Below are 19,534 nucleotides of genomic sequence, written 5' to 3'. Positions count from 1 at the left end.
CAGAATTTCTTAGTTTTTGTGGCTTTAGAGTTGTTCGGGATCGATGCCGAGTTCTCGGAGTTTTGCGGCTAAGCGATCGGCTCTTTGTGCTTCTTGCTCGGCTCTTTGTGCTTCTTGCTCGGCTCTAAGTTCTGCCGCCCGTCGAGCGGATTCCGTTTCTTCGAGACCCAGCAGTTGAATTCCAGAACCCGCTTCAAAGAACTTGAGATCCTGATTTTTTAGACATAAATCGATTTCTAAAACTTCGCTTCGGAGTGAGAAGTCATTGGGTTGATCGAGTGGAACTTGAGGAATTGGAAAGTAGTTTCCTTCAATCAGGCGGAAGCCTTTAAGTTGTGGTTTGAGATAGTCGGCTGTGGGATCGTACTGAAAATATTCCTCGACACCCCAGAAAGCGTAGAGTCCTTTCTTCGAGCCTTGGTCTTCGTTAACGGTGGATTTTGAAGTAATTTCTAGAACGAAATTAGGATATTTCTCACCTTCCTCCCACACTTTGTACGATCGACGTTTGCGCTTTTCCTGATTTTTAACTACGAAGACATCCGGAGAGAGGCAAGCTTTTGAATTGCCTTCTTCGTAGTAAATCAAAATATTGCCAGAGACATAGACATTAGGCTGATTCTGAAAGTAGAGATCCAATACGCTAACCGAGTAAATCAGGTACTCTCGCTGAAAATCGGTTTCTGCCATCGGTTTACCATCAGAATCTGGATATTCAATTTCTGCGAGCAGTTTTGCTAGTTCGTAGGCATCTTGAGTGGCTGCCATTGCTCTACCTCGCGTTCAGCTAAATTAGATTTATTACAATTAAAACATTTGTCCTACTTGCCGATACAAAATCGACTGAAGATGCGATCGAGTACCGACTCCGTGACATCTTCGCCCAGAATTTCACCTAAAGCTTGAATTGCACTTCGCAAATCGATCGTCCAAAAATCTAGCGGCAGTTGATTGGCGATCGTCATTTGCACTTGTTCTAACGCTGTTTTCGCTTTGGTTAATGCAGCCGCTTGACGTTGATTGATCGCTAAATCTAAATTTGCGGCTTGAATTTTTCCGGTTTGAACTGTGTTTAGAATTGCTGTTTCTAGGGCATCAATTCCTTGATTTAGCGATGCCACAGTTTTCACAATTTGTAGTGCTGAAGGAAGATCACCGTTCACTTCAGCAAGATCAATTTTGTTGACAATTAAAATTAAGGGGCGATCACTTACTTGTTCATAAATTTCGCGATCGCTCTTGGTAAATCCAGTTTGAGCGTCAATCGTAAATAACACTAAATCCGCAGATTGAGCGGCTAAGCGCGATCGTTCGACTCCGATTTTTTCGACTTGATCTTCGGTTTCACGAATGCCTGCGGTGTCGAGAACTTGAATCGGAATTCCACCCACGACAAGCTGAGATTCAACCACATCGCGAGTGGTGCCAGGAAGATCCGTCACAATCGCACGATCGCTGCGGCTCCAAGCATTCAGCAAACTGGATTTTCCAACGTTGGGACGACCGACGATCGCGACTTTCAATCCGGCTCTGAGCAATTCACCACGATCGGCAGTCGCTAAAATGCGCGTGACTTCGGCGAGAACATGACGAAATTGCGCTTGAATCTCGGCTTCATCGAGCGGGGGTAAGTCGTCTTCAAAATCGATGCGGGCTTCGACTTCTGCCAAAATATCGAGACAAGTTGCACGAAGCTGGCGGATTGGGTGTGCCAATTTGCCTTGCAATCCGGCGAGAGCAGTTTGGGCGGCTTGGGGCGATCGTGCTCCAACGAGATCCGAAATGCTCTCGGCTTGTGTCAAATCTAATCGCCCATTCAAAAATGCTCTTAAGGTAAATTCTCCGGGTTGCGCCAATCTTGCACCTTGTTCGATGCAAAGTTGTAGCACTTGTTGAACCGCAATAATGCCGCCATGACAGTGAAATTCGACTACATCTTCGCGGGTGTAGGATCGTGGAGCCAGCATCAAAAGCAATAAGGCTTCATCGACCGTTTGCTGAGTTTCAGGATGGCGAATGAAGCCGTATAAAATGCGATGACTTTTCCAAATTTGGCGACCGGGAGAATGAAAGAGTTTTTGAGCGATCGCAACCGATTCAGAGCCGGACAATCTAACAATTCCGACGCTTCCTTGTTCGGGGACAATTGCTGTTGCGATCGCCGCGATCGTATCGCTCATGACGGTCTCCAATTTTCGTTAATTAGACTTGATCGAATGTGATCTTCCCACTTGCCATTAATCAGAAGGTAATCTCTAGCATAGCCTTCGATCACAAATCCTAGCTTCTTCAAAACATTCGCGCTGCGTCGATTGTGCGGCATATAATTTGCGCTAATTCGGTGCAAATTCAGATCAGTAAATACATATTGAATGGCAGCTTGTAGCGCTTCATTCATATAGCCATGTCCTTGTTCTTTTTCTGCAAGGCTATAGCCTAAATTGCAAGAATATAAAACTCCTTGACTCATATTGGTGAAATTTACTGCACCAATCACAGTTCGTGGATCATCTTTCTTAAATAGAAATAAGCGCAGCGATCGATCATAGCCAAACTCGATCAAGCTTTTCTCAATCTGCTGCGACCAAAACTCACGACTGTGAAAATTAGCCGGACGCAATGGCTCGAACGGTTCGAGAAATGCACGATTCTCGGTATAGTATTTCACGATCGCTGCTGTATCGTTTTGCTGAAGCAATCGAACAATTAACCGCGAAGTTAATAGAACAGGAGTTTGCAGCATTGTCTTACTTACGAATTCGAGTTAATAAATCATAGAAGGGTTGCCAATTGTCGTCATCTGCGATCGGATTCCAAACGTCTTCGATTTCTGGGCGAACTAATCCGACTTCGGAGTTATATTCGTTCAACCTTGCAGGAATTTGATCAATCTCAAAGCGGCTTAACGTTTGCAAAGCCTGACAGTAACTTTGCCGCCAGTTCTCAAACAATTGCGCTAATTCCGTGTTTGATGTTTCATGTTGAGAAAAAATGCTACTCGCGTTCTGGCTCCAGCTTGGATCAAATTGTTTAGTAATCTGCCAAAAAAAGTCGTGATAATCGATTTGAGCGGATTGAAGAAATTGAACGGTTCGGTAGACTAAATCTGATGCGATCGAGTCTTCTAATTGATCAAATCCCAATCGATAAAGCATCCTTTGTTGATACGCTTTTTCGTAGTGTGATGCAAATTGAGATAAGCCAGATTTAAGATCATCCTCAGAAATTACGCGCCTTAATGGAATTTGTAACATCTCCAAATTCCAGTAGCAAATTTCCGCTTGATTTGCATAAGCATACCGACCGTAATAATCAAAATAAGCGGCAGTAAAGCTGGGTTGATAGGTGGGAATGAACGCATACGGGCCATAATCGAAACTTTCGCCCGTAATCGACATATTATCGGTATTCAATACGGCATGGCAAAATCCTGCTGCCATCCACTGCGCGACTAATTGAGCAACTTTGGCGACTAATTCTGCATAAAACAACGCATACCGATCGCGCTCACTCATCAAATGTGGATAGTAAGTTTCAATTACATGATCGAGCAAGATCGCAATCAAATCTTTGCGGTTAATGGCATCTAATCGCTCAAATGTACCGAAGCGAATATGCGATCGATTAAACCGAATCATCACCGACGATCGTGTGGGAGACGGTTCATCGCCGCGCCACAGTCCTTCCCCAGTTTCAATCAAACTGAGACAGCGTGAAGTTCTCACCTTCAAGCGGTGCAACATCTCTGCCGCTAACACCTCTCGAACGCCACCTTTGAGCGTCAATCGACCATCGCCACCCCGCGAATAAGGCGTTCTTCCTGATCCTTTTGTGCCGAAGTCATAGAGTTCTCCATCCTTTGCGCGGACTTGCCCGTATAGAAAGCCACGCCCATCCCCTAATGCCGGATTGTAGGTTCCGAATTGATACCCGTGATACCGCATCGCCAAGAACGGCTCTCGTCCCTGGAACTTGCCAAAGGCTTCGATAAAATGCTCATCGGTTACATTCTCTAGACCCAACTGCGCCAGAATGTCATCGTTGCGAAATCGGAGAATATGTTGGGGAAATTGAGCGGCAGAAACACGATCGGAGAACTCGTCTCCTAAGCGCTCAAACGCAGGCTCGTAGTTCAGAGCAAGTAGCGGGTTCGGGGAAAATTCAGTCATTCATCTTAACGGCGGCTTCTTATCAATCCTAGCGATATTCAAGCACAGTGACAGAGAGCGATTAAAATCAAGCAGGAGTCTAGTTCCTCGATTCTTCATGACTGTCAAAGCATTCCGCAGCGCCATTCTAGATTTTATTGCTGATCCGTTCTTTGTGTCGGAGTCTGAAAGTGTGCGATACCTTCCAGACGGTTTACTCGTAGTTGACAACGGAAGAATCAAAGAACTGGGCGCGTATGAGCAATTAAAAGAGAAATATGCGGGAGTGGCGATCGTCACCTATCCTAACCACCTGATTCTCCCTGGATTTATTGATCTGCACGTTCATTTCCCGCAGACGGAGATGATGGCAGCCTATGGTGAGCAGTTATTGGAATGGCTGGAGAAGTTTACCTTTCCGGTTGAGCGCAAGTTCCAAGACAAAGCCTATTGCGATCGAATTGCACCGATTTTTATTGATCACCTGCTGCGAAATGGAACAACTACAGCGCTGGTACTTGCGGCTGTGTTTCCAGAGTCGGTCGAAGCTTTGTTTGAAGAAAGTGAGCGCAGAAATATGCGCCTGATTGCAGGCAAAGTGATGATGGATCGCAATGCTCCAGAGTTTCTGAGAGATACCGCAGAATCGTCTTACGACGAAAGCAAAGCCTTGATTGAGAAATGGCACAAAAAAGGTCGATCGCTTTATGCGGTCACTCCCCGATTTGCACCGACTTCCACACCGGAACAATTAATGTATGCTGGCAAGCTTCTAGAAGAGTTTCCAGACACTTATCTACACACCCATCTCTCTGAGAATGTGAATGAGGTGGCTTGGGTGCAAGAACTATTCCCAGACAGTAAAGGGTATGTAGATGCTTACGATCGATTTGGATTGGTGGGAGAGCGATCGATCTTTGCTCATTGTGTGCAACTGACCGAAGCAGAATTCGATCGACTCGCGGAAGCAAAATCGACGATCGCCTTTTGTCCGACATCTAATACATTCCTTGGTAGCGGATTGTTCGATCTTGAACGTGCCACCTCTGCCCAAATCAAAGTTGGACTCGCAACCGATGTTGGAGGTGGAACCAGCTTTTCAATGTTCCAAACCGCAAGCGAAGCTTACAAAATCACACAACTGCGACGACAGAAGCTCACTCCATTTCAGGCAATGTACTTAGCAACATTGGGAGGAGCAAAAGCGCTTCATCTGGAAGATAAGCTGGGAAACTTTGAGGTAGGCAAAGAAGCAGATTTTATTGTGGTTGATCCGCGATCGACCCCGATCATGGCATTGCGTAACCAAGCCGAAACACCGATTACTTTAGAAGCCCTGAGCGATCGATTATTCACCTTGATCATTATGGGTGATGATCGCTCGATTCAAGCCACCTATCTTTTGGGCGAACTTGCGTATGACAAGCAATAAAGCCTGACTTAAGGGTGAATTCAATCGATCGAGGTTTTGTCTATCGTAAGCCGTAGAGCGATTTCTAAGAGCGATGCGATATGAACACGTATGACTTCATCCTGATTGGTGCAGGACACAATAGCTTGACCTGTGCTGCTTATCTCCTCAAAGCAGGCTATAAAGTCTTAATCCTCGAAAAAAACCCCATTCCGGGTGGAGCCGCAACGACCGAGCCATTCATGCCAGAGGTAGTATCTGGATTCAAGTTCAGCCCTTGCGCGATCGACCATCTTTTCATCCATTTAGGCCCAGTAGTGCGGGATTTAGAACTCGAAAAATATGGCTTAGAGTATCTTTTCTGCGATCACGTGGCGTTCTGTCCGCATCCTGACGGCAAGTATTTCTTTGCTCATCGATCGGTGGAAAAAACCTGTCAAGAAATCGCCCGCTACAGTCCTCGCGATGCTGAGAAATATGCTGAATTTAATGATTTCTGGCAGCGAGTGATCGGATTTTTGACTCCGATGTTTAACGCACCGCCAAAGTCGATCGTAGACATGGCAGGTAACTATGATCTTGAAAAGATTAAAGATCTCTTTTCATTGATAGGCGGAGGGGATCAAACACTCGACTTCATTCGATCGATGTTCACTAGCCCCATGGACATCATTGATGAGTATTTCGATTCAGAATTTCTCAAAGCTCCCCTAGCACGACTGGCAGCCGAACTGAGTACGCCACCTTCACAGAAAAATATGGCAGTCGGTTCGATTATGATGTCGCTGCGCCACAATCCTGGAATGGCACGTCCAAGAGGTGGAACCGGAGCCGTTACCGATGCACTGGTTCGCTGCGTCAACGATTTAGGTGGGGACATTCTCGTCGATCGACCCGTCAAATCCGTTCTGATCGGAAACAATCGCGCAGAAGGTGTGCGGTTAATGAATGGGCAAGAATACCGCGCAAACATTGGCGTTATCTCCAGTCTGGATGCCCAACGATTGTTCTTGAATTTAGTTGATCCAAGAGATGTGGATGCGGCTGATTCGAAGTTACGAGAGCGTGTAGCTCGAAGAATCACAAACCACAACGAGGCAATTCTAAAAATTGATTGCGCCTTGTCGGAAGCACCCAAATTTGTGAATCACAATCACCGTGATGAATATCTGATCGGATCAGTTCTGATTGCAGATTCAGTTGCTCAAGTTGAACTCGCACACACCGATCCGAACATTGGCAGAATTCCCCTTGAAGATCCTTCAATGTATGCCGTTGTTCCCAGTATGCGCGATCCATCTTTAGCGCCAGACGGCCAGCACGTTTTATGGATCGAATACTTTGTGCCCTATCAGATTGCGGGAGCCAACGGAACTGGACTTAAAGGCACAGGGTGGACAGAAGAACTAAAAAATCAAGTTGCCGATCGTGTTCTCGACAAACTGGCAGACTACGCACCAAACGTGAAATCCTCGATTTTGGCACGTCGAATCGAAAGCCCACCCGAACTCGAAGAACGCATCGGAGTGCTGAAAGGCAACTATTACCACTTGGATATGACCTTCGATCAAATGATGTTTTTCCGACCGCTGCCAGAATTAGCAAACTATAAAACACCGATCGACGGATTATTTCTCACCGGAGCTGGAACGCATCCCGGCGGCTCAATTTCAGGATTGCCAGGACGCAACTGTGCGCGAGTGATTCTGCAATCACAGCGATCGCTTTCTCAGACGCTCTCTGAAGTAGGCGACACCGTGAAATCAGCAGCACAATCCCTGTTTCGCGTAAATGAATGAGATCTCAATCTATTTAGCAATATTGCTGTTCTGTGAGCGACGAGTGATGGCTGGTCGCTCTTCTCTGTGTTGAGGGTTGCGATCGTCAATCGCTTGCGGAACTATTCTGAACCGAGAACCGACATCGAAAAGGATTCGCAATTTAATCCGAGTTCGACAGGAACAGTTCGCTTCGATGAATTTGGGTAACCCCCTAAATCACAGCGACACCCTCCTCAACTCAAGGGTTCATTCCCAGAAAACTATGTAAAGAACCTCCACAATGGTATTTAAAGATTTAGTGTCTTCTTAAAACTCAACGCTTTTCATCACAAAGTAACGAATGTTATAACTTCTGCAAATCGAGGCAAATTGATCCTGACCGCTTGGCATGACCGCTGTTCGTTATTAATGAAACCCCTGTTGCAATGGTTAATCAAATGAATGCTCGATCGCTCCTCTCGCTGTTCACCTTTTTCCCGAAATCCTTCGGCTTGGCGCTGTTGATTTGGGCAGCCACGATGATGCCTGTTCGCGCTCAGAAATCCGTCGAGTTGCGCGTTGCGATCGAAAAGGACGTACCCCAAGTCAATGTCGGTAGCTCGGTCAACGCTCAAGTTCTCGATGGCGCTCAGCGCGTGGTCGGTGAAATTCAAGGTATGAACGGCTTTGCCGCCCAAGTCAAAAACGGGGGAGTCGCGCTTGATCGTTGGCAGTCCGGTGCATTGTGGATTGTTCCCAAAGACAAAAACGGGGTTGTGTGGATTGGCAATCGCTGGTATCGCGGTCGAGTCTATCTCGTTCCAACAGGGAAAGGACTGACCGCCGTGAACTACGTAGACCTAGAGCAATATTTATTTAGCGTTCTGGGTGCAGAAATGAACGGCAACTGGCCCCAAGAAGCGTTGAAAGCTCAAGCCGTTGCAGCCCGCAGCTATGCCCTGCACGAACGCCAAAACGCCAGAAACGGCATTTTCGACCTTGGTGATACTCAGGGTTGGCAGGTCTACAACGGACTGCAATCCGAATCTACCGGAACCCAGCAAGCCGTTCTAGCGACAACTGGACAAGTTTTAACCCATAACAATCGGGTCATCAACGCGGTGTTCCATTCGTCAGCAGGAGGCTGCACCGAGAATGTTGAAGATGTCTGGGTGCAAGCGCTACCCTACCTGCGAACGGTGCGAAATAATTTTGATCAAGGCTCACCCGTGAATGAATGGTCGAAAACCTTCACTACGGCTGAGATTGGCACTCGATTCGGCGTAGGGAATTTGCAGCGTATGGAGCCTGTGAAAACGACTCCAGTTTGCGGACGAGTTCAATCGATGCGGATCGTTGGCGATCGCGGCTCAAAAGTTGTGGACGGCGATGCTGTGCGATCGGCGTTGGGCTTGAGAAGTACGCTCTTCACCGTCGCACCGCAGTTTCAACCTGTTGCCAGTAAAGGCGGACAAAAACAAGCCGTCGCTGGGTTTGTCATCAACGGTCGCGGTTTTGGTCACGGATTGGGCATGAGTCAGTGGGGAGCCTATAACATGGCACGCCAAAACTACAATTACCAGCAGATCTTGCAGCAGTATTATCTCAATACTGCACTGGCTCAAATTCAGGTGCAGTAACGGCACAGCGCCGAGTGGCTTACTGCTTGCCTTCTAAGCGGTGCTGCCACTCGGCATCGATTTGTGCTGAACGATCGATATCTTGTTCGATTAGGTCGCGATCGGTTGAGTAAATCAAATCGGATTGTTGAATCACCGTCTCAGCCGCAAATTGTTGAGCATAAGCGAGTTTGTGCTGAACGATCAGATCACTCTGCGCCAATTGCTTCGCCCGCAGTTCTCGGTTTCGGTTGCGGTCTAGAATTCTCTGATTACGTCCTTTAATCGAGAAGTAGCGAACCCCTGGAATCAGAAGATACGCCGCACTATAACCGAGTCCAATAAACGCAAGCACTCTCAAAGCAGCAATTCCAATTCCAGCCGTCATTCCCGTGAGAACGATCGCCAGAATCAACAGTGCAACTCCCAGACCTGCGGCTAAGGTAATTTGTCCAGAACTTGCTTGACTAAATTGGTAAAGTGATTCGCGCAAGAAGGCAGGGAGCCACTGCCGTTCCTGCTGAGACACGGTAGTTTGCAGTGAGGGGAAATGATAAACGAATTGCCCATCGGGGCTTACTTCGGGTCGTCCGTCAAATTTGGTCAAGACGGGGAGCATATACTGTTCAGATTCTTGCTCCGAAACTGTACCAACCGAGTCTAAAAACGGTGCAATTTGTTCTGCGATCACGGCTCCGCGATTGCTGCGGATCACGGCTGCAATCGATTGCCAGCGCCGCTCTTCTAGATCTGCATTAGGATTGCCATCTCCAAATAAAAACGAGTAAATCGACTCCAGAAAGTTCAGGTTGCTATGTTGGCGATCGACCCGACGGCGATCGTAATCGGGCGTAAAAATCCAGAAAAAGTCGGGACTAAACCAAACCGTCGGCATCGAGAAATCGCCACCGTGATCGTCATCGCGATTGGAACTCATGGCGATCGTCAGCGCCAGAATCGCTAGAAACGATGCCACGATTAGCAGCACCAGCACGACCCCAAACGACATCCGAATCAGGTAGAACAAAACGCGCCAAATTTTTTCCCAGGTTTCTTTCAGGCGGAGTCGAAAATCTTTATCGCGCAGAATGTCGCGAAAATTGCGCGGAAACTGATAAACAACTTCGCCAGATTCCGCCACCTGCAATTCTCCGTTTGCTTGGGAAGCGAGAGCAAGGAGTCCTTTTTCAGCAAAATTTACATTTAAGCCAGCTTGAGTAGCGACATCTCCGACCGTAGCGCGGTAGTTCAGAGATTCGATCGCTCTCAAAATGGCGGGATCAGGGGATGCGGTCATAAGAGGGTTCCTGAGCAGAATTTACTCTTTCTTTAGTTTAGCTTTCATGAAATTGTGTCGTCTTATGGATTGCCGAAGAAGCACGATCAATTGAGCGCTACACTAAAAAATGTCTTGCTGTATAACAAACACCTTTGCCTTATGTCTAGATCTCAACGCAACGACAACTTCATCGATAAAAGCTTCACCGTCATGGCGGATATCATTCTGAAAGTCTTTCCCGCCTCCCGTAAGGAAAAAGAAGCGTTTGCCTATTATCGTGATGGGATGTCGGCGCAAGCAGATGGTGAATACGCAGAAGCGCTCGAAAACTACGAAGAAGCGCTCAAACTTGAAGAAGACCCAAACGATCGCAGCTACGTTCTGTACAACATGGGTCTAATCTACGCCAGCAACGGCAATCACGAAAAAGCTTTGAGCTTGTATCATGAGGCGCTAGAAGAAAATCCCCGTCTGCCCCAAGCTTTGAATAACATCGCTGTGATCTATCACTATATGGGAGAAAGAGCGAAAGAAGACGGTAGGGAAGACGAAGGCGAAAAGCTATTTGATCAAGCAGCAGACTACTGGAAACAAGCGATTCTGCAAGCGCCGAACAACTACATTGAAGCGCAAAACTGGCTGAAAACGACGGGTCGATCGGACATCGATGTATACTTCTAAGCGGTTTTATTGGAGCGTCTCATGATCGATCGCGAACAAGTGCAAAAAGTGGCGCATCTTGCCCGACTGCAACTCACGCCTGAAGAAGAAGAAAAGTTCACCACGCAGTTGAACAATATTCTCGACTACTTTGAGCAGTTGAGCGAGTTAGATGTAAGTAATGTCCAACCCACAACACGGGCGATCGATGTCAGCAACGTCGTGCGCGTCGATCGACATCAACCTTATGAAAATCGAGAAGCGATTTTAGAAGGGGCACCCGATCGAGACGGCGAATTCTTCAAAGTGCCAAAGATCGTGACGGGCTAGAGTACAAATTTGTCGTACCCGCAATTCGCACATTTGATGTAGTGCCCCTGCCAGCGAACCAATTCGCCGCAGGTTGGGCAATGGAAGCTCAGATCGCCATTCATCAAGTTGGATTGTTGGGTACGTCGCTGTTTGAGCGATTCTTCTGCAGGTTGGTGCTGCAGTCGTTCCCGATAATTCTGTGCGGCGAGTTGTTGGGCTTGCTCTGCTGTCCAACGTCGATCGGGCTTCAGAGTCGGAACCTGGCGAAATGCAGACATAATTGAATTATCGTGACTTATTAGCGCGATCGTTGATGCAATAGCCTTACAGCAACTTGCAGGAGATTTGATCACTTGCGCTTCACTAAAGCGAATCACAATCCAACCGTGATCGGTGAAAAATTGATTGCGCGAGCGATCTTTCGGGCAGTCGAGAAAATGGATCGGCTGGCGCGTGTCGTATGTGTAAGGCTCGTCAACTTCAATATCAATGGCAAGAGCGCGATCGAGATAAGCAAAATCCGGCACATAAGGCTGCACTAATTCTGGGCGTTTGACTAATAAACCCGTGTGAATCTTGCCGGGAAAGTAGCGCCATAGATCGCGCTCAAATTGGCTTTCCGATCGTCCGCGTGGTGGCTTATGATGAGTTCCGACTGGTGGCAACGGAGCGCGATCGACTTCCGGGAATAGAACTATGGGCAACTTCTCCATGCTTCTATTGTGCCGCTGAAATTCAAGCGTGTGGAATTCACATGGGTAAGCTAACCACTCACGTTCTCGATACGGCTCACGGCTGTCCGGCTGCGAATTTAACGATTGAACTTTGGGCGATCGAGCCGCAAACAGAGCAGAAAACGCATCTCAAAACAGTGACAACAAACACTGACGGACGCACCGATAGCCCGATGTTGAATGAGTCAGAGATTAAAGTCGGAACCTATGAGTTAGTGTTTGTGATTGGAAACTACTTCGCAGCAAAATCCGTTAAAACCCCGGAACCCGCCTTTCTCGATCGTATTCCTATTCGGTTTGGAATTGCAGATGCGGACGCTCACTATCATGTGCCACTGCTGGCATCTCCTTGGTCATATAGCACCTACCGAGGCAGTTAACGCGACTTACTGCCGAATCTCCCACAAATTCAGCAAAACCTGACGAGGGAGAAGTGCCCCTATCCCCCAATGCCATGAATGATTTAGGACTGCGTCACACAACCTGACAATCTCCGAGGCAACCGGGAGTGATCGGGCACCTCAAAGAGAATATTACGTCAGCGATGATGTCGATCCAATTGCGTCGATATGTTAGTCCAATGTCCTTCGCTAGCGATAAAAAGTTTTGACGAGCCGATCGCGTCTACCCTGATGCGCTCCCGCAATGCTTGTAAACTATGGCTGGTGCATTGGGTTTGTCCGTTTTGATGTTGATAGAGTTTCTCATGGCTATTCAGTTTCGCACCTTGTTACAGCATTGGAGAAAAGCGGTTCTCATTCCGTTGTTTTTGGTGTCCTTGCTCGCAGTGATTCTGACTGAAACGCCTGGAATCGCTCAAACACCTGCAGTCTTGCCGATTGGAACACCAACAGTCCCGATCGTTCGTCCTGAAATTCGGGGCGTTTGGCTGACGCTGAACGATCTTGATGTGATGAAAGACCGCACAAAAGTTCAAGAGGCGATGAATCAACTGGGGCGCTTGAACTTCAATACTATTTACCCCGTGATTTGGAATTCTGGTTATGTGACCTATCCGAGTGCAGTCGCGCAGCGTCAAGGCATTCAGCCGTTTGTGTATCGGGGATCAGATGGTCATGACATTCTGGCGGATGTGGTCGATCGTGCTCACCGTCAAGGGCTGCTGGTTGTTCCCTGGTTTGAGTTTGGCTTTATGACTCCCCTAACTTCGGAACTGGCAGTCAATCACCCCGATTGGCTCACCGAACAGCGCAACGGCGTTCAAACTTCGATCAGTGGTGCAGGTGAAGTTGCTTGGCTCAATCCCTTTCATCCTGAAGTGCAACAGTTCATTACCTCGCTCGTGGTGGAGGTCATGACGCAGTACAACGTTGATGGGATTCAGTTTGACGACAATATGAGCCTACCGCGTGAGTTCGGCTACGATGCGTACACGCGATCGCTCTACAAGAAAGAAACCAAAAAAGACGTACCCGCAAATCCAGCCGATCAAGCTTGGATGCGCTGGAGAGCGAACAAAATTACAGCTTTCATGGCGCAATTGGAAAAAGCCGTCAAAGATCGCAAATCAAACGCGATCGTCTCGATTTCTCCGAACTACTATGACTTTGCCTATAAATTCCATCTGCAAGACTGGCTCGCTTGGGTACGACAAGGGATTGCAGACGAACTGATTGTGCAAGTGTATCGTCCGAATTTGCAGAGCTTTATCGAAAAGATTTCGCGTCCAGAAATTCAATTTGCCCAGCAGAGAATCCCGACTGGCGTAGGCGTGTTTACAGGACAGCGAACGAATCCCGTTTCGATCTACCAAATTCAGGAGCAGACGAGAGCGGCACGCGATCGCGGCTTAGGAGTAGCGTACTTCTATTACGAAAGCCTTTGGGACGTTGCACCGGAGCCGGCAAATTACCGTCAGGCTGGGTTTGAAGCGTTGTTTCCGGCTCCAGCTTATCGCTCAGGCGTTTCGATGAGGTAGTTCATTTTCTTCGCCCCATCGACTGAATCAATTCAGTCGATGTATGTCAAAATGTAAAGTGTGTGGATCACCTCTTCGCCGACTACTGCTTTAACTCCAACTGCCGTTGCTCTAGGAAATTTCGACGGCATTCATCTAGGGCATCGACAAGTAATTACGCCTGTCTTAAGTAACGATGGAATCTTGCATTCTACTGTTGTTACATTTAACCCTCATCCAAAAGAATTTTTTACCGGAGAGCGTCGATCTCTCCTCACGCCGCACGAAGAAAAGGTACTGACGCTTGAGGAAATGGGCGTAGAGCAGCTCGTTTTACTGCCGTTTAATCGAGAATTAGCAAGCTTGTCTCCGCAGCGGTTTGTTGAAGAAATTGTGGTTAATCAGCTTCAGGCGCGTCGGGTTAGCGTTGGGGCTGATTTTTGCTTTGGATATAAGCGATCGGGAACCGCAGCAGATTTGCAAGCGATCGCGGCAACTTTTGGAGTTGAAGTATCGATCGTGCCACTCCTGCGAACTCATGGAGCGCGAATTAGCAGTTCTGCCATTCGAGAAGCATTGCTGTCTGGAGACTTGCACAATGCAAACCGAATGTTGGGACGATCGTATCGCTTGACCGGACAAGTCGTAACCGGACAGCATCTTGGGCGAACGATCGGCTTTCCGACTGCGAATTTACAACTTCTACCGCACAAACTCGTACCACGACAAGGCGTTTATGCCGTCAGAGTTTTGGGTGTGGGTGCAACGGCAATCCTGGGCGTAATGAATATCGGCAATCGACCGACTGTAAACGGTATGAGTCAAACGATCGAGGTACATCTACTCGATTGGTCGGGCGATTTGTATGGCAAAACGCTGATTGTGAAACTCGAAGAATTCATCCGTTCAGAGCAGAAGTTTGCTTCGCTCGACGATCTCAAAGCGCAAATCAAAGCCGACTGCGACACTGCAAGAACCGCTCTCACAGCGATTCCCTAGAATTGTCGCCAGTCCTGGTAACCGTGGGTATGATCAACAGGACTTACCCGGTAGGAGTGCCCCAATGAGAGCGCGAATTGAGCAGTTAACGCAGCATTTGAGTTTAGCGATCGTCGGCAAGCAAGAAGCAATTCAATTGGTTCTCGTCGCGCTACTCTCTGGAGGTCACGCGCTATTAGAAGATGTTCCAGGTGTGGGCAAAACACTGCTGGCAAAATCATTAGCGCGATCAATTAACGGCAAGTTTCAGCGGCTTCAGTGCACACCGGACTTACTGCCAACCGATGTCACCGGGACAAATATTTGGAACCCCCGCACCGGCGAGTTTGAATTCATGGCGGGACCAATTTTCACCAATGTCCTCTTGGCTGATGAAATTAACCGCGCTACTCCAAGAACTCAATCGGCACTGCTTGAAGTGATGGAAGAACAGCAAGTGACGATCGACGGCGTTTCGCGCAAAGTTCCCACTCCGTTTTTCGTTATCGCCACTCAGAACCCGGCGGAATATCAAGGGACGTTTCCCCTTCCAGAAGCGCAGATGGATCGGTTTGCCTTATCGCTGTCGCTGGGATATCCGACCGAATCCGAAGAACTGCAAATGTTAGAGCGATTGCAGTCGGGTCAACGGGTGCAAGATCTGCCGCCTTGCATCAGTGTCGAAGAGATTCGCGAGTTACAAGTCCTGTGTTCTCAGGTTCGGGTGGAATCCTCGCTTCAGCACTACATTTTGAATTTAGTCCGATCGACCCGCCAAGACGAAGAGATTCTTTTAGGAGTCAGCCCACGCGGAACCGTGGCACTCCAAAAAACGGTACAAGCCTTCGCATTTCTCGAAGGTCGCGACTATGTGATCCCGGATGATGTTAAAGCGATCGCGCCCCACGTTCTCTCGCACCGAATCATTGCAGCCAGTGGTATTCGATCGCGAATCATTGTTGATCGATTGCTGTGGTCGATCGCGATTCCATAAAATAGCAGTATTGCTTTTGAACAGATGATGAATACAAAAGAACTGCTACTTCGAGAGATCGAACAAGCACCTGACCCAATCTTGGACGAAGTATTGGACTTTCTTAGATTTTTGAGGGCGAAACAGCAGCAAGAAGCACTAGAAAATCAGGAAGACCTAGAAGAGGCTCGTGCTGTACTTGAAGAAGTTGAGCGAGAAGGAACAGTTTCTTGGGAATCACTAAAGTCTGAACTTGGCTTGTAGATTAAAATGTCCTACCAAGTAGAGTTCTCGAAAAGAGCAGCAAAGCAATTCAAAGCCCTTTCTCTAGAAATACAGTTACGTCTCAGTCCTAAAATTGATGCACTTGCAGATGAACCCCGTCCTTCTGGCATGGTAAAGCTAACGGGGGAGAAAGACCTATACCGAATTCGAGTTGGAGACTACCGTGTGGTGTATCGGATTGAAGATGAAAACTTAATTGTGCTTATCATTAAGCTTGGACATCGCAGCGACATTTATCGTTAGTTGATTACCACTCAATTTCTGAAGCAAATGTTCGTTTTCTTCCAAGACTTGATAAGTTAAGTGGACGCATGACAGAAATTTAGAAGAAAACGTTCATTTTTTCACAACTGTCGCTATAACTGTATATCATTCAATGTTTCTCGTTGTAGAAACGCTGCTGTGCTGAGTTGATCACGTCTTGCAGGTTATCCCATGAGTGAAGCTGAAAACCAAAACCTCCCTTCTGATCCAGTCGAGAACCCATCCGAAACCGAAAAGGACTGGACGACCGTAAATTTTCCCAATGCGATCGATGTCGATACCATTCCAGAAGCCGAGCCAGAACCTTCACAGGTGGGTCTCCGCATCCGAGATTTAGAACAGCACAATCATCGATTGCGATCGCGGGTGTCGGAGTTAGAATTTGCCCTTGGAGAAGCCCACGCCACTTTGAGAGCCGAAACCAAACGGTTTGAGACGCAGATCAGCACTCAGCAAGCCGAAGCAGAACAGCGATCGACCCGCTTCACTCACCTGACTCAACAGCAAGCGACCATGATCGCAAAACAGCGTCAGGCGTTAAATGCGTCGCGTCAGAGATTGCAAGACCAAGAAGCGCAAATCGCGGAGCAGCTTCAAACCATTAAAACCGCTCAAACCGAAGTCAATCAACTGGCTCAGAGCTTAGAACAAGCTCATCAAGCTCAACAAAAGCAACAAATTCTGATCGAAACGCTAACCGCACAACTCGAAGCTAGCCAAACTCAGGTGGCCCAGTTAGAGCGCGATTGTGCCCTCACCCAGCAGCGCTACGACGATCAAATTCAGCAATTGCGCCAGTCTGAGAACGCTTGTCGGGACTTGCGATCGCGCCTCCATCGTCAGCAGCAATACACCTTGCAATTCAAAGCTGCACTGGAAAAATGCCTCGATGTTTCTGCGACTCAAAAAATTGAAGAGTCAGTTGATTACGCAATCTCACAGAGCGAGTCTCAGTGCGAATCAGTTAGCTTTATCAAGGCACAGCCTGTTCAGCCCTGGTCTACCACGCTCGATCAGCAAGCTTGGGAATCCGAAACGGTAAACACCTTTGTCCCACCTGAAAGCGCCTGGGCAGTGGCTCCCGATGATGACAGTCTCTTCGAGGAAGAACCCGAAATAACCGCGACTGAAGCCGTTGAGATTAACCACGAAACGATCGAGCACGAAGTGATTGAAATGGCAGAGCCAGAACTGATCGTCGTGCATCCGCCGCTCAGCTACACGATCGCGCGATCGACTTCCGAAGAAAAGCCCAGCGTTCATCACAATATTGATTTGTTCTTGCCCAACGCCAGTAAATCTCTAGTCGTTGAGCCTTCTCTAACGGTTGAGGCTTCTGAGGAGGATGAACCGACTGTTGTTCCAGAAATGCCTACGCTCGAATCGCTTCCGGTTGAGGAGCCGACGATCGAAGAGATCGCTGCAAATCCGTTTAGCTTAGGGCTGCCGCTGATTGATGAGCCGGCGATTTCCTCTGCTTCGCCGTTCATTACGCTCAGTGCTAGCGATCACACCCTTGAGCCGATCGATGTTTTGACTTCAGAAAGTAGCCCATCGCCGATTGTGTATCCACAGCGATCGCAGAAGAAGCGAGAGTCGCTTGCAGCGGTTGAACTACCGAGCTTTCCGAAGCCACATTCCTAAGTTGATGATGGAAAATCCCATAGGGAGAAGTAGCCTATGTTTCTCTCTACGGGATTTTCGATCGAATTAACTCACTTTTGTCGCTTGCTGAACCAATTCCAACACTTCCGATCGCGTTAACTTCTCGGCTCCATGCTGCATTGCATCCAGACTCGCATGAGCTAGCATTAAAATAATGCGGCAGAAATCCAAAGCCGGACTCGTTTCTGGAAGAGAGGCGACATACGCATTTGCAAGCTCAAGCTGACGACGAGAATAAGCCTGCATTTCAATATTTGTCCAACCCTCTGGGTAAAACGTCACGCCGCGAGTGGAGTCTTCGCTATGATTACGGAGAATATTCACCGACTGCAAGCCGCGCCCAAACCCGATCGCTTCAATTCGATCGGTCTTCGTGCCGTCATACCATGCCCACAAATCCGACAGCAGCAATCCCACCGATCCCGCAACGCTAAAGGTGTACTGGTCGAGTTCCGTTTGCGTGTGCACCTCCCAGTTGTAGTCTGCCCAGTGCGCCATGCGATCGGACATGGTTGAAATCGCTTCCCAAATTCGCGGGGCAATGTCCGAGGGCGCATAGGACAGCCACTCATCGATACGCAGGGTAACTTCTTCAAGGTAGGCTAATTCTGAAGCAAAAATCGGGCGAAAGTCTTCCGCCGTAAATCCGCGATCACCTGCCTGCAAAACTAAGCTAATCTGCCGCAGCATTCGTGCTTTCACCGCATTGTCCAGGGTCAAATGGTCTTCGATCTGGTCGATCGCTCTCATACAGAGATACGCCGAGGCAACTGCTTCTTGCAGTCCGGCAGGCAATCGACTGATTGGAATGTAAAAGGTACGGCTCGTTTCTTTTAACACATCCAAAGCGCTTTTATCTAAGTTCATGCGATGTTCACTCCTCTCTCGAAACTTTTATATCAGGTTGCGTTCTCGAAAAACTGTTTCTCCAGATTCGATGTAGCAAACTAGGGAGATTTGACATTTAGCAACACTTTCAGATCGATGACCGAGGGTGCGGTAGACTGCCCGCAGAATTGGGACGATGTGATGCAGTATTGGTTAATGAAATCAGAGCCAGCCGTTTATTCAATTACCGACTTAGAGCACGATCACGTCACCGTTTGGGATGGCGTTCGTAACTACCAAGCCCGCAATTATCTGAGATCGATGACATCGGGAGATGTCGCTTTTTTCTATCATTCCAATGCAAATCCTCCTGGGGTTGCAGGCTTAATGAAGATTGTGGAATCTAATATCGCAGATCCGACCCAGTTTGATCCCGATAGCAAATATTACGACGCGAAATCGTCGATCGAGTCTCCCCGGTGGCAGACCGTGCAAGTTGAGTTTATAAAGAAATTGCCGTTGATTTCGCTCGATCGCTTGCGTCAGACCTTCACGCCAGATGAACTCGCAGTCGTGCGCCAGGGCAATCGATTATCCGTGCTGCCTGTGGCGGATGAAATTGCTGATCGAATTTTGGCATTAGTTTCTGATCAAATTCCCAACTTAACGCGAAGCCGTTAGGATAGAATTGTTAAGCCTT

Annotated in this window: 20 protein-coding genes; 13 read left to right on the top strand and 7 right to left on the bottom strand. The window is 48.0% G+C overall.

Translation table 11 applies throughout. The features are described from left to right. Positions 1–24: 24 nt before the first annotated feature. The 4 genes from NC980_RS15315 to NC980_RS15300 are packed head-to-tail and all read right to left on the bottom strand — an operon-like array spanning position 25 to position 4,169. Entirely contained in the window at positions 25–768 is a 744-nt protein-coding gene (locus tag NC980_RS15315; RefSeq protein WP_199298770.1) for a Uma2 family endonuclease, read from the bottom strand. Positions 769–821: 53 nt separating this feature from the next. Further along, a complete protein-coding gene (mnmE, locus tag NC980_RS15310; protein WP_190379471.1) occupies positions 822–2,180 on the bottom strand; it encodes a tRNA uridine-5-carboxymethylaminomethyl(34) synthesis GTPase MnmE in 1,359 nt (452 codons plus the stop codon). Next, positions 2,177–2,743, bottom strand: a complete 567-nt coding sequence (locus tag NC980_RS15305) for a GNAT family N-acetyltransferase (RefSeq protein ID WP_190379470.1) — start codon at positions 2,741–2,743, stop codon at positions 2,177–2,179. Before NC980_RS15305 ends, mnmE begins: the two co-directional genes overlap by 4 nt. A gap of 4 nt (positions 2,744–2,747) precedes the next feature. Beyond that, complete coding sequence (locus tag NC980_RS15300) at positions 2,748–4,169, bottom strand: YdiU family protein (RefSeq protein ID WP_190379469.1); 1,422 nt, start codon at positions 4,167–4,169, stop codon at positions 2,748–2,750. 97 nt (positions 4,170–4,266) lie between these two features. On the opposite strand from NC980_RS15300, the gene guaD reads away from it, so the two are divergent. The 3 genes from guaD (at position 4,267) to NC980_RS15285 (ending at position 8,959) form a co-directional block, all read left to right on the top strand. Next, positions 4,267–5,580, top strand: coding sequence for a guanine deaminase (gene guaD / locus NC980_RS15295; RefSeq protein ID WP_190379468.1), 1,314 nt, complete (start codon positions 4,267–4,269; stop codon positions 5,578–5,580). Between the two features lie 80 nt (positions 5,581–5,660). Then, on the top strand, positions 5,661–7,358 hold the full coding sequence (gene crtO, locus NC980_RS15290) for a beta-carotene ketolase CrtO (RefSeq protein ID WP_190379467.1): 1,698 nt from the start codon (positions 5,661–5,663) through the stop codon (positions 7,356–7,358). Positions 7,359–7,765: 407 nt separating this feature from the next. Then, positions 7,766–8,959: a SpoIID/LytB domain-containing protein gene (locus NC980_RS15285; protein WP_190379466.1), complete on the top strand. Its 1,194-nt coding sequence runs from the start codon at positions 7,766–7,768 to the stop codon at positions 8,957–8,959. A 19-nt stretch (positions 8,960–8,978) separates the two neighbouring features. Here the strand turns inward: NC980_RS15285 and NC980_RS15280 are convergent, their stop codons facing one another. Further along, entirely contained in the window at positions 8,979–10,235 is a 1,257-nt protein-coding gene (locus NC980_RS15280) for a hypothetical protein (RefSeq protein ID WP_190379465.1), read from the bottom strand. A 141-nt stretch (positions 10,236–10,376) separates the two neighbouring features. On the opposite strand from NC980_RS15280, the gene NC980_RS15275 reads away from it, so the two are divergent. Together NC980_RS15275 and gatC are read left to right on the top strand one after the other, a co-directional pair. After that, a complete protein-coding gene (locus tag NC980_RS15275; protein ID WP_190379464.1) occupies positions 10,377–10,898 on the top strand; it encodes a photosystem I assembly protein Ycf3 in 522 nt (173 codons plus the stop codon). Positions 10,899–10,919: 21 nt separating this feature from the next. After that, on the top strand, positions 10,920–11,207 hold the full coding sequence (gene gatC, locus NC980_RS15270; RefSeq protein WP_190379463.1) for an Asp-tRNA(Asn)/Glu-tRNA(Gln) amidotransferase subunit GatC: 288 nt from the start codon (positions 10,920–10,922) through the stop codon (positions 11,205–11,207). Here gatC and NC980_RS15265 read toward each other — a convergent pair. Beyond that, the gene (locus NC980_RS15265; protein WP_190379462.1) at positions 11,204–11,902 is read right to left on the bottom strand and encodes a DUF559 domain-containing protein; all 699 of its coding nucleotides are present in this window, start codon (positions 11,900–11,902) and stop codon (positions 11,204–11,206) included. The genes gatC and NC980_RS15265 overlap by 4 nt on opposite strands. 41 nt (positions 11,903–11,943) lie before the next feature. On the opposite strand from NC980_RS15265, the gene uraH reads away from it, so the two are divergent. The 7 genes from uraH (at position 11,944) to NC980_RS15230 (ending at position 17,985) form a co-directional block, all read left to right on the top strand. Continuing rightward, complete coding sequence (gene uraH / locus NC980_RS15260; RefSeq protein WP_190379461.1) at positions 11,944–12,303, top strand: hydroxyisourate hydrolase; 360 nt, start codon at positions 11,944–11,946, stop codon at positions 12,301–12,303. A gap of 326 nt (positions 12,304–12,629) precedes the next feature. Further along, a complete protein-coding gene (locus tag NC980_RS15255; protein ID WP_242027211.1) occupies positions 12,630–13,862 on the top strand; it encodes a glycoside hydrolase family 10 protein in 1,233 nt (410 codons plus the stop codon). Between the two features lie 60 nt (positions 13,863–13,922). Beyond that, positions 13,923–14,840 (top strand): bifunctional riboflavin kinase/FAD synthetase, encoded by a 918-nt coding sequence (locus NC980_RS15250; protein ID WP_190379460.1) that lies wholly within the window; start codon positions 13,923–13,925, stop codon positions 14,838–14,840. A gap of 64 nt (positions 14,841–14,904) precedes the next feature. Then, the gene (locus NC980_RS15245; protein WP_190379459.1) at positions 14,905–15,813 is read left to right on the top strand and encodes a MoxR family ATPase; all 909 of its coding nucleotides are present in this window, start codon (positions 14,905–14,907) and stop codon (positions 15,811–15,813) included. 24 nt (positions 15,814–15,837) lie between these two features. After that, positions 15,838–16,056, top strand: coding sequence for a DUF2281 domain-containing protein (locus tag NC980_RS15240; protein WP_242027210.1), 219 nt, complete (start codon positions 15,838–15,840; stop codon positions 16,054–16,056). Positions 16,057–16,062: 6 nt separating this feature from the next. Continuing rightward, positions 16,063–16,320 (top strand): type II toxin-antitoxin system RelE/ParE family toxin, encoded by a 258-nt coding sequence (locus NC980_RS15235; protein WP_190379458.1) that lies wholly within the window; start codon positions 16,063–16,065, stop codon positions 16,318–16,320. Positions 16,321–16,512: 192 nt separating this feature from the next. Next, positions 16,513–17,985 (top strand): hypothetical protein, encoded by a 1,473-nt coding sequence (locus NC980_RS15230; RefSeq protein WP_190379457.1) that lies wholly within the window; start codon positions 16,513–16,515, stop codon positions 17,983–17,985. A gap of 66 nt (positions 17,986–18,051) precedes the next feature. Here NC980_RS15230 and NC980_RS15225 read toward each other — a convergent pair whose 3' ends face one another. Next, complete coding sequence (locus NC980_RS15225) at positions 18,052–18,873, bottom strand: phytoene/squalene synthase family protein (RefSeq protein WP_190379456.1); 822 nt, start codon at positions 18,871–18,873, stop codon at positions 18,052–18,054. Positions 18,874–19,035: 162 nt separating this feature from the next. Between NC980_RS15225 and NC980_RS15220 the strand changes: the two genes are divergently transcribed. Continuing rightward, positions 19,036–19,515, top strand: coding sequence for an EVE domain-containing protein (locus tag NC980_RS15220; protein ID WP_190379517.1), 480 nt, complete (start codon positions 19,036–19,038; stop codon positions 19,513–19,515). Positions 19,516–19,534: the final 19 nt, after the last annotated feature.

The organism is Leptolyngbya sp. AS-A5 (genome assembly GCF_039962495.1).
In the GTDB taxonomy this organism is placed as follows: Bacteria; Cyanobacteriota; Cyanobacteriia; order Leptolyngbyales; family Leptolyngbyaceae; genus Leptolyngbya.
Note: the sequence above shows the minus strand (reverse complement) of the source record. Positions and strands in the feature narration are given on the sequence as shown.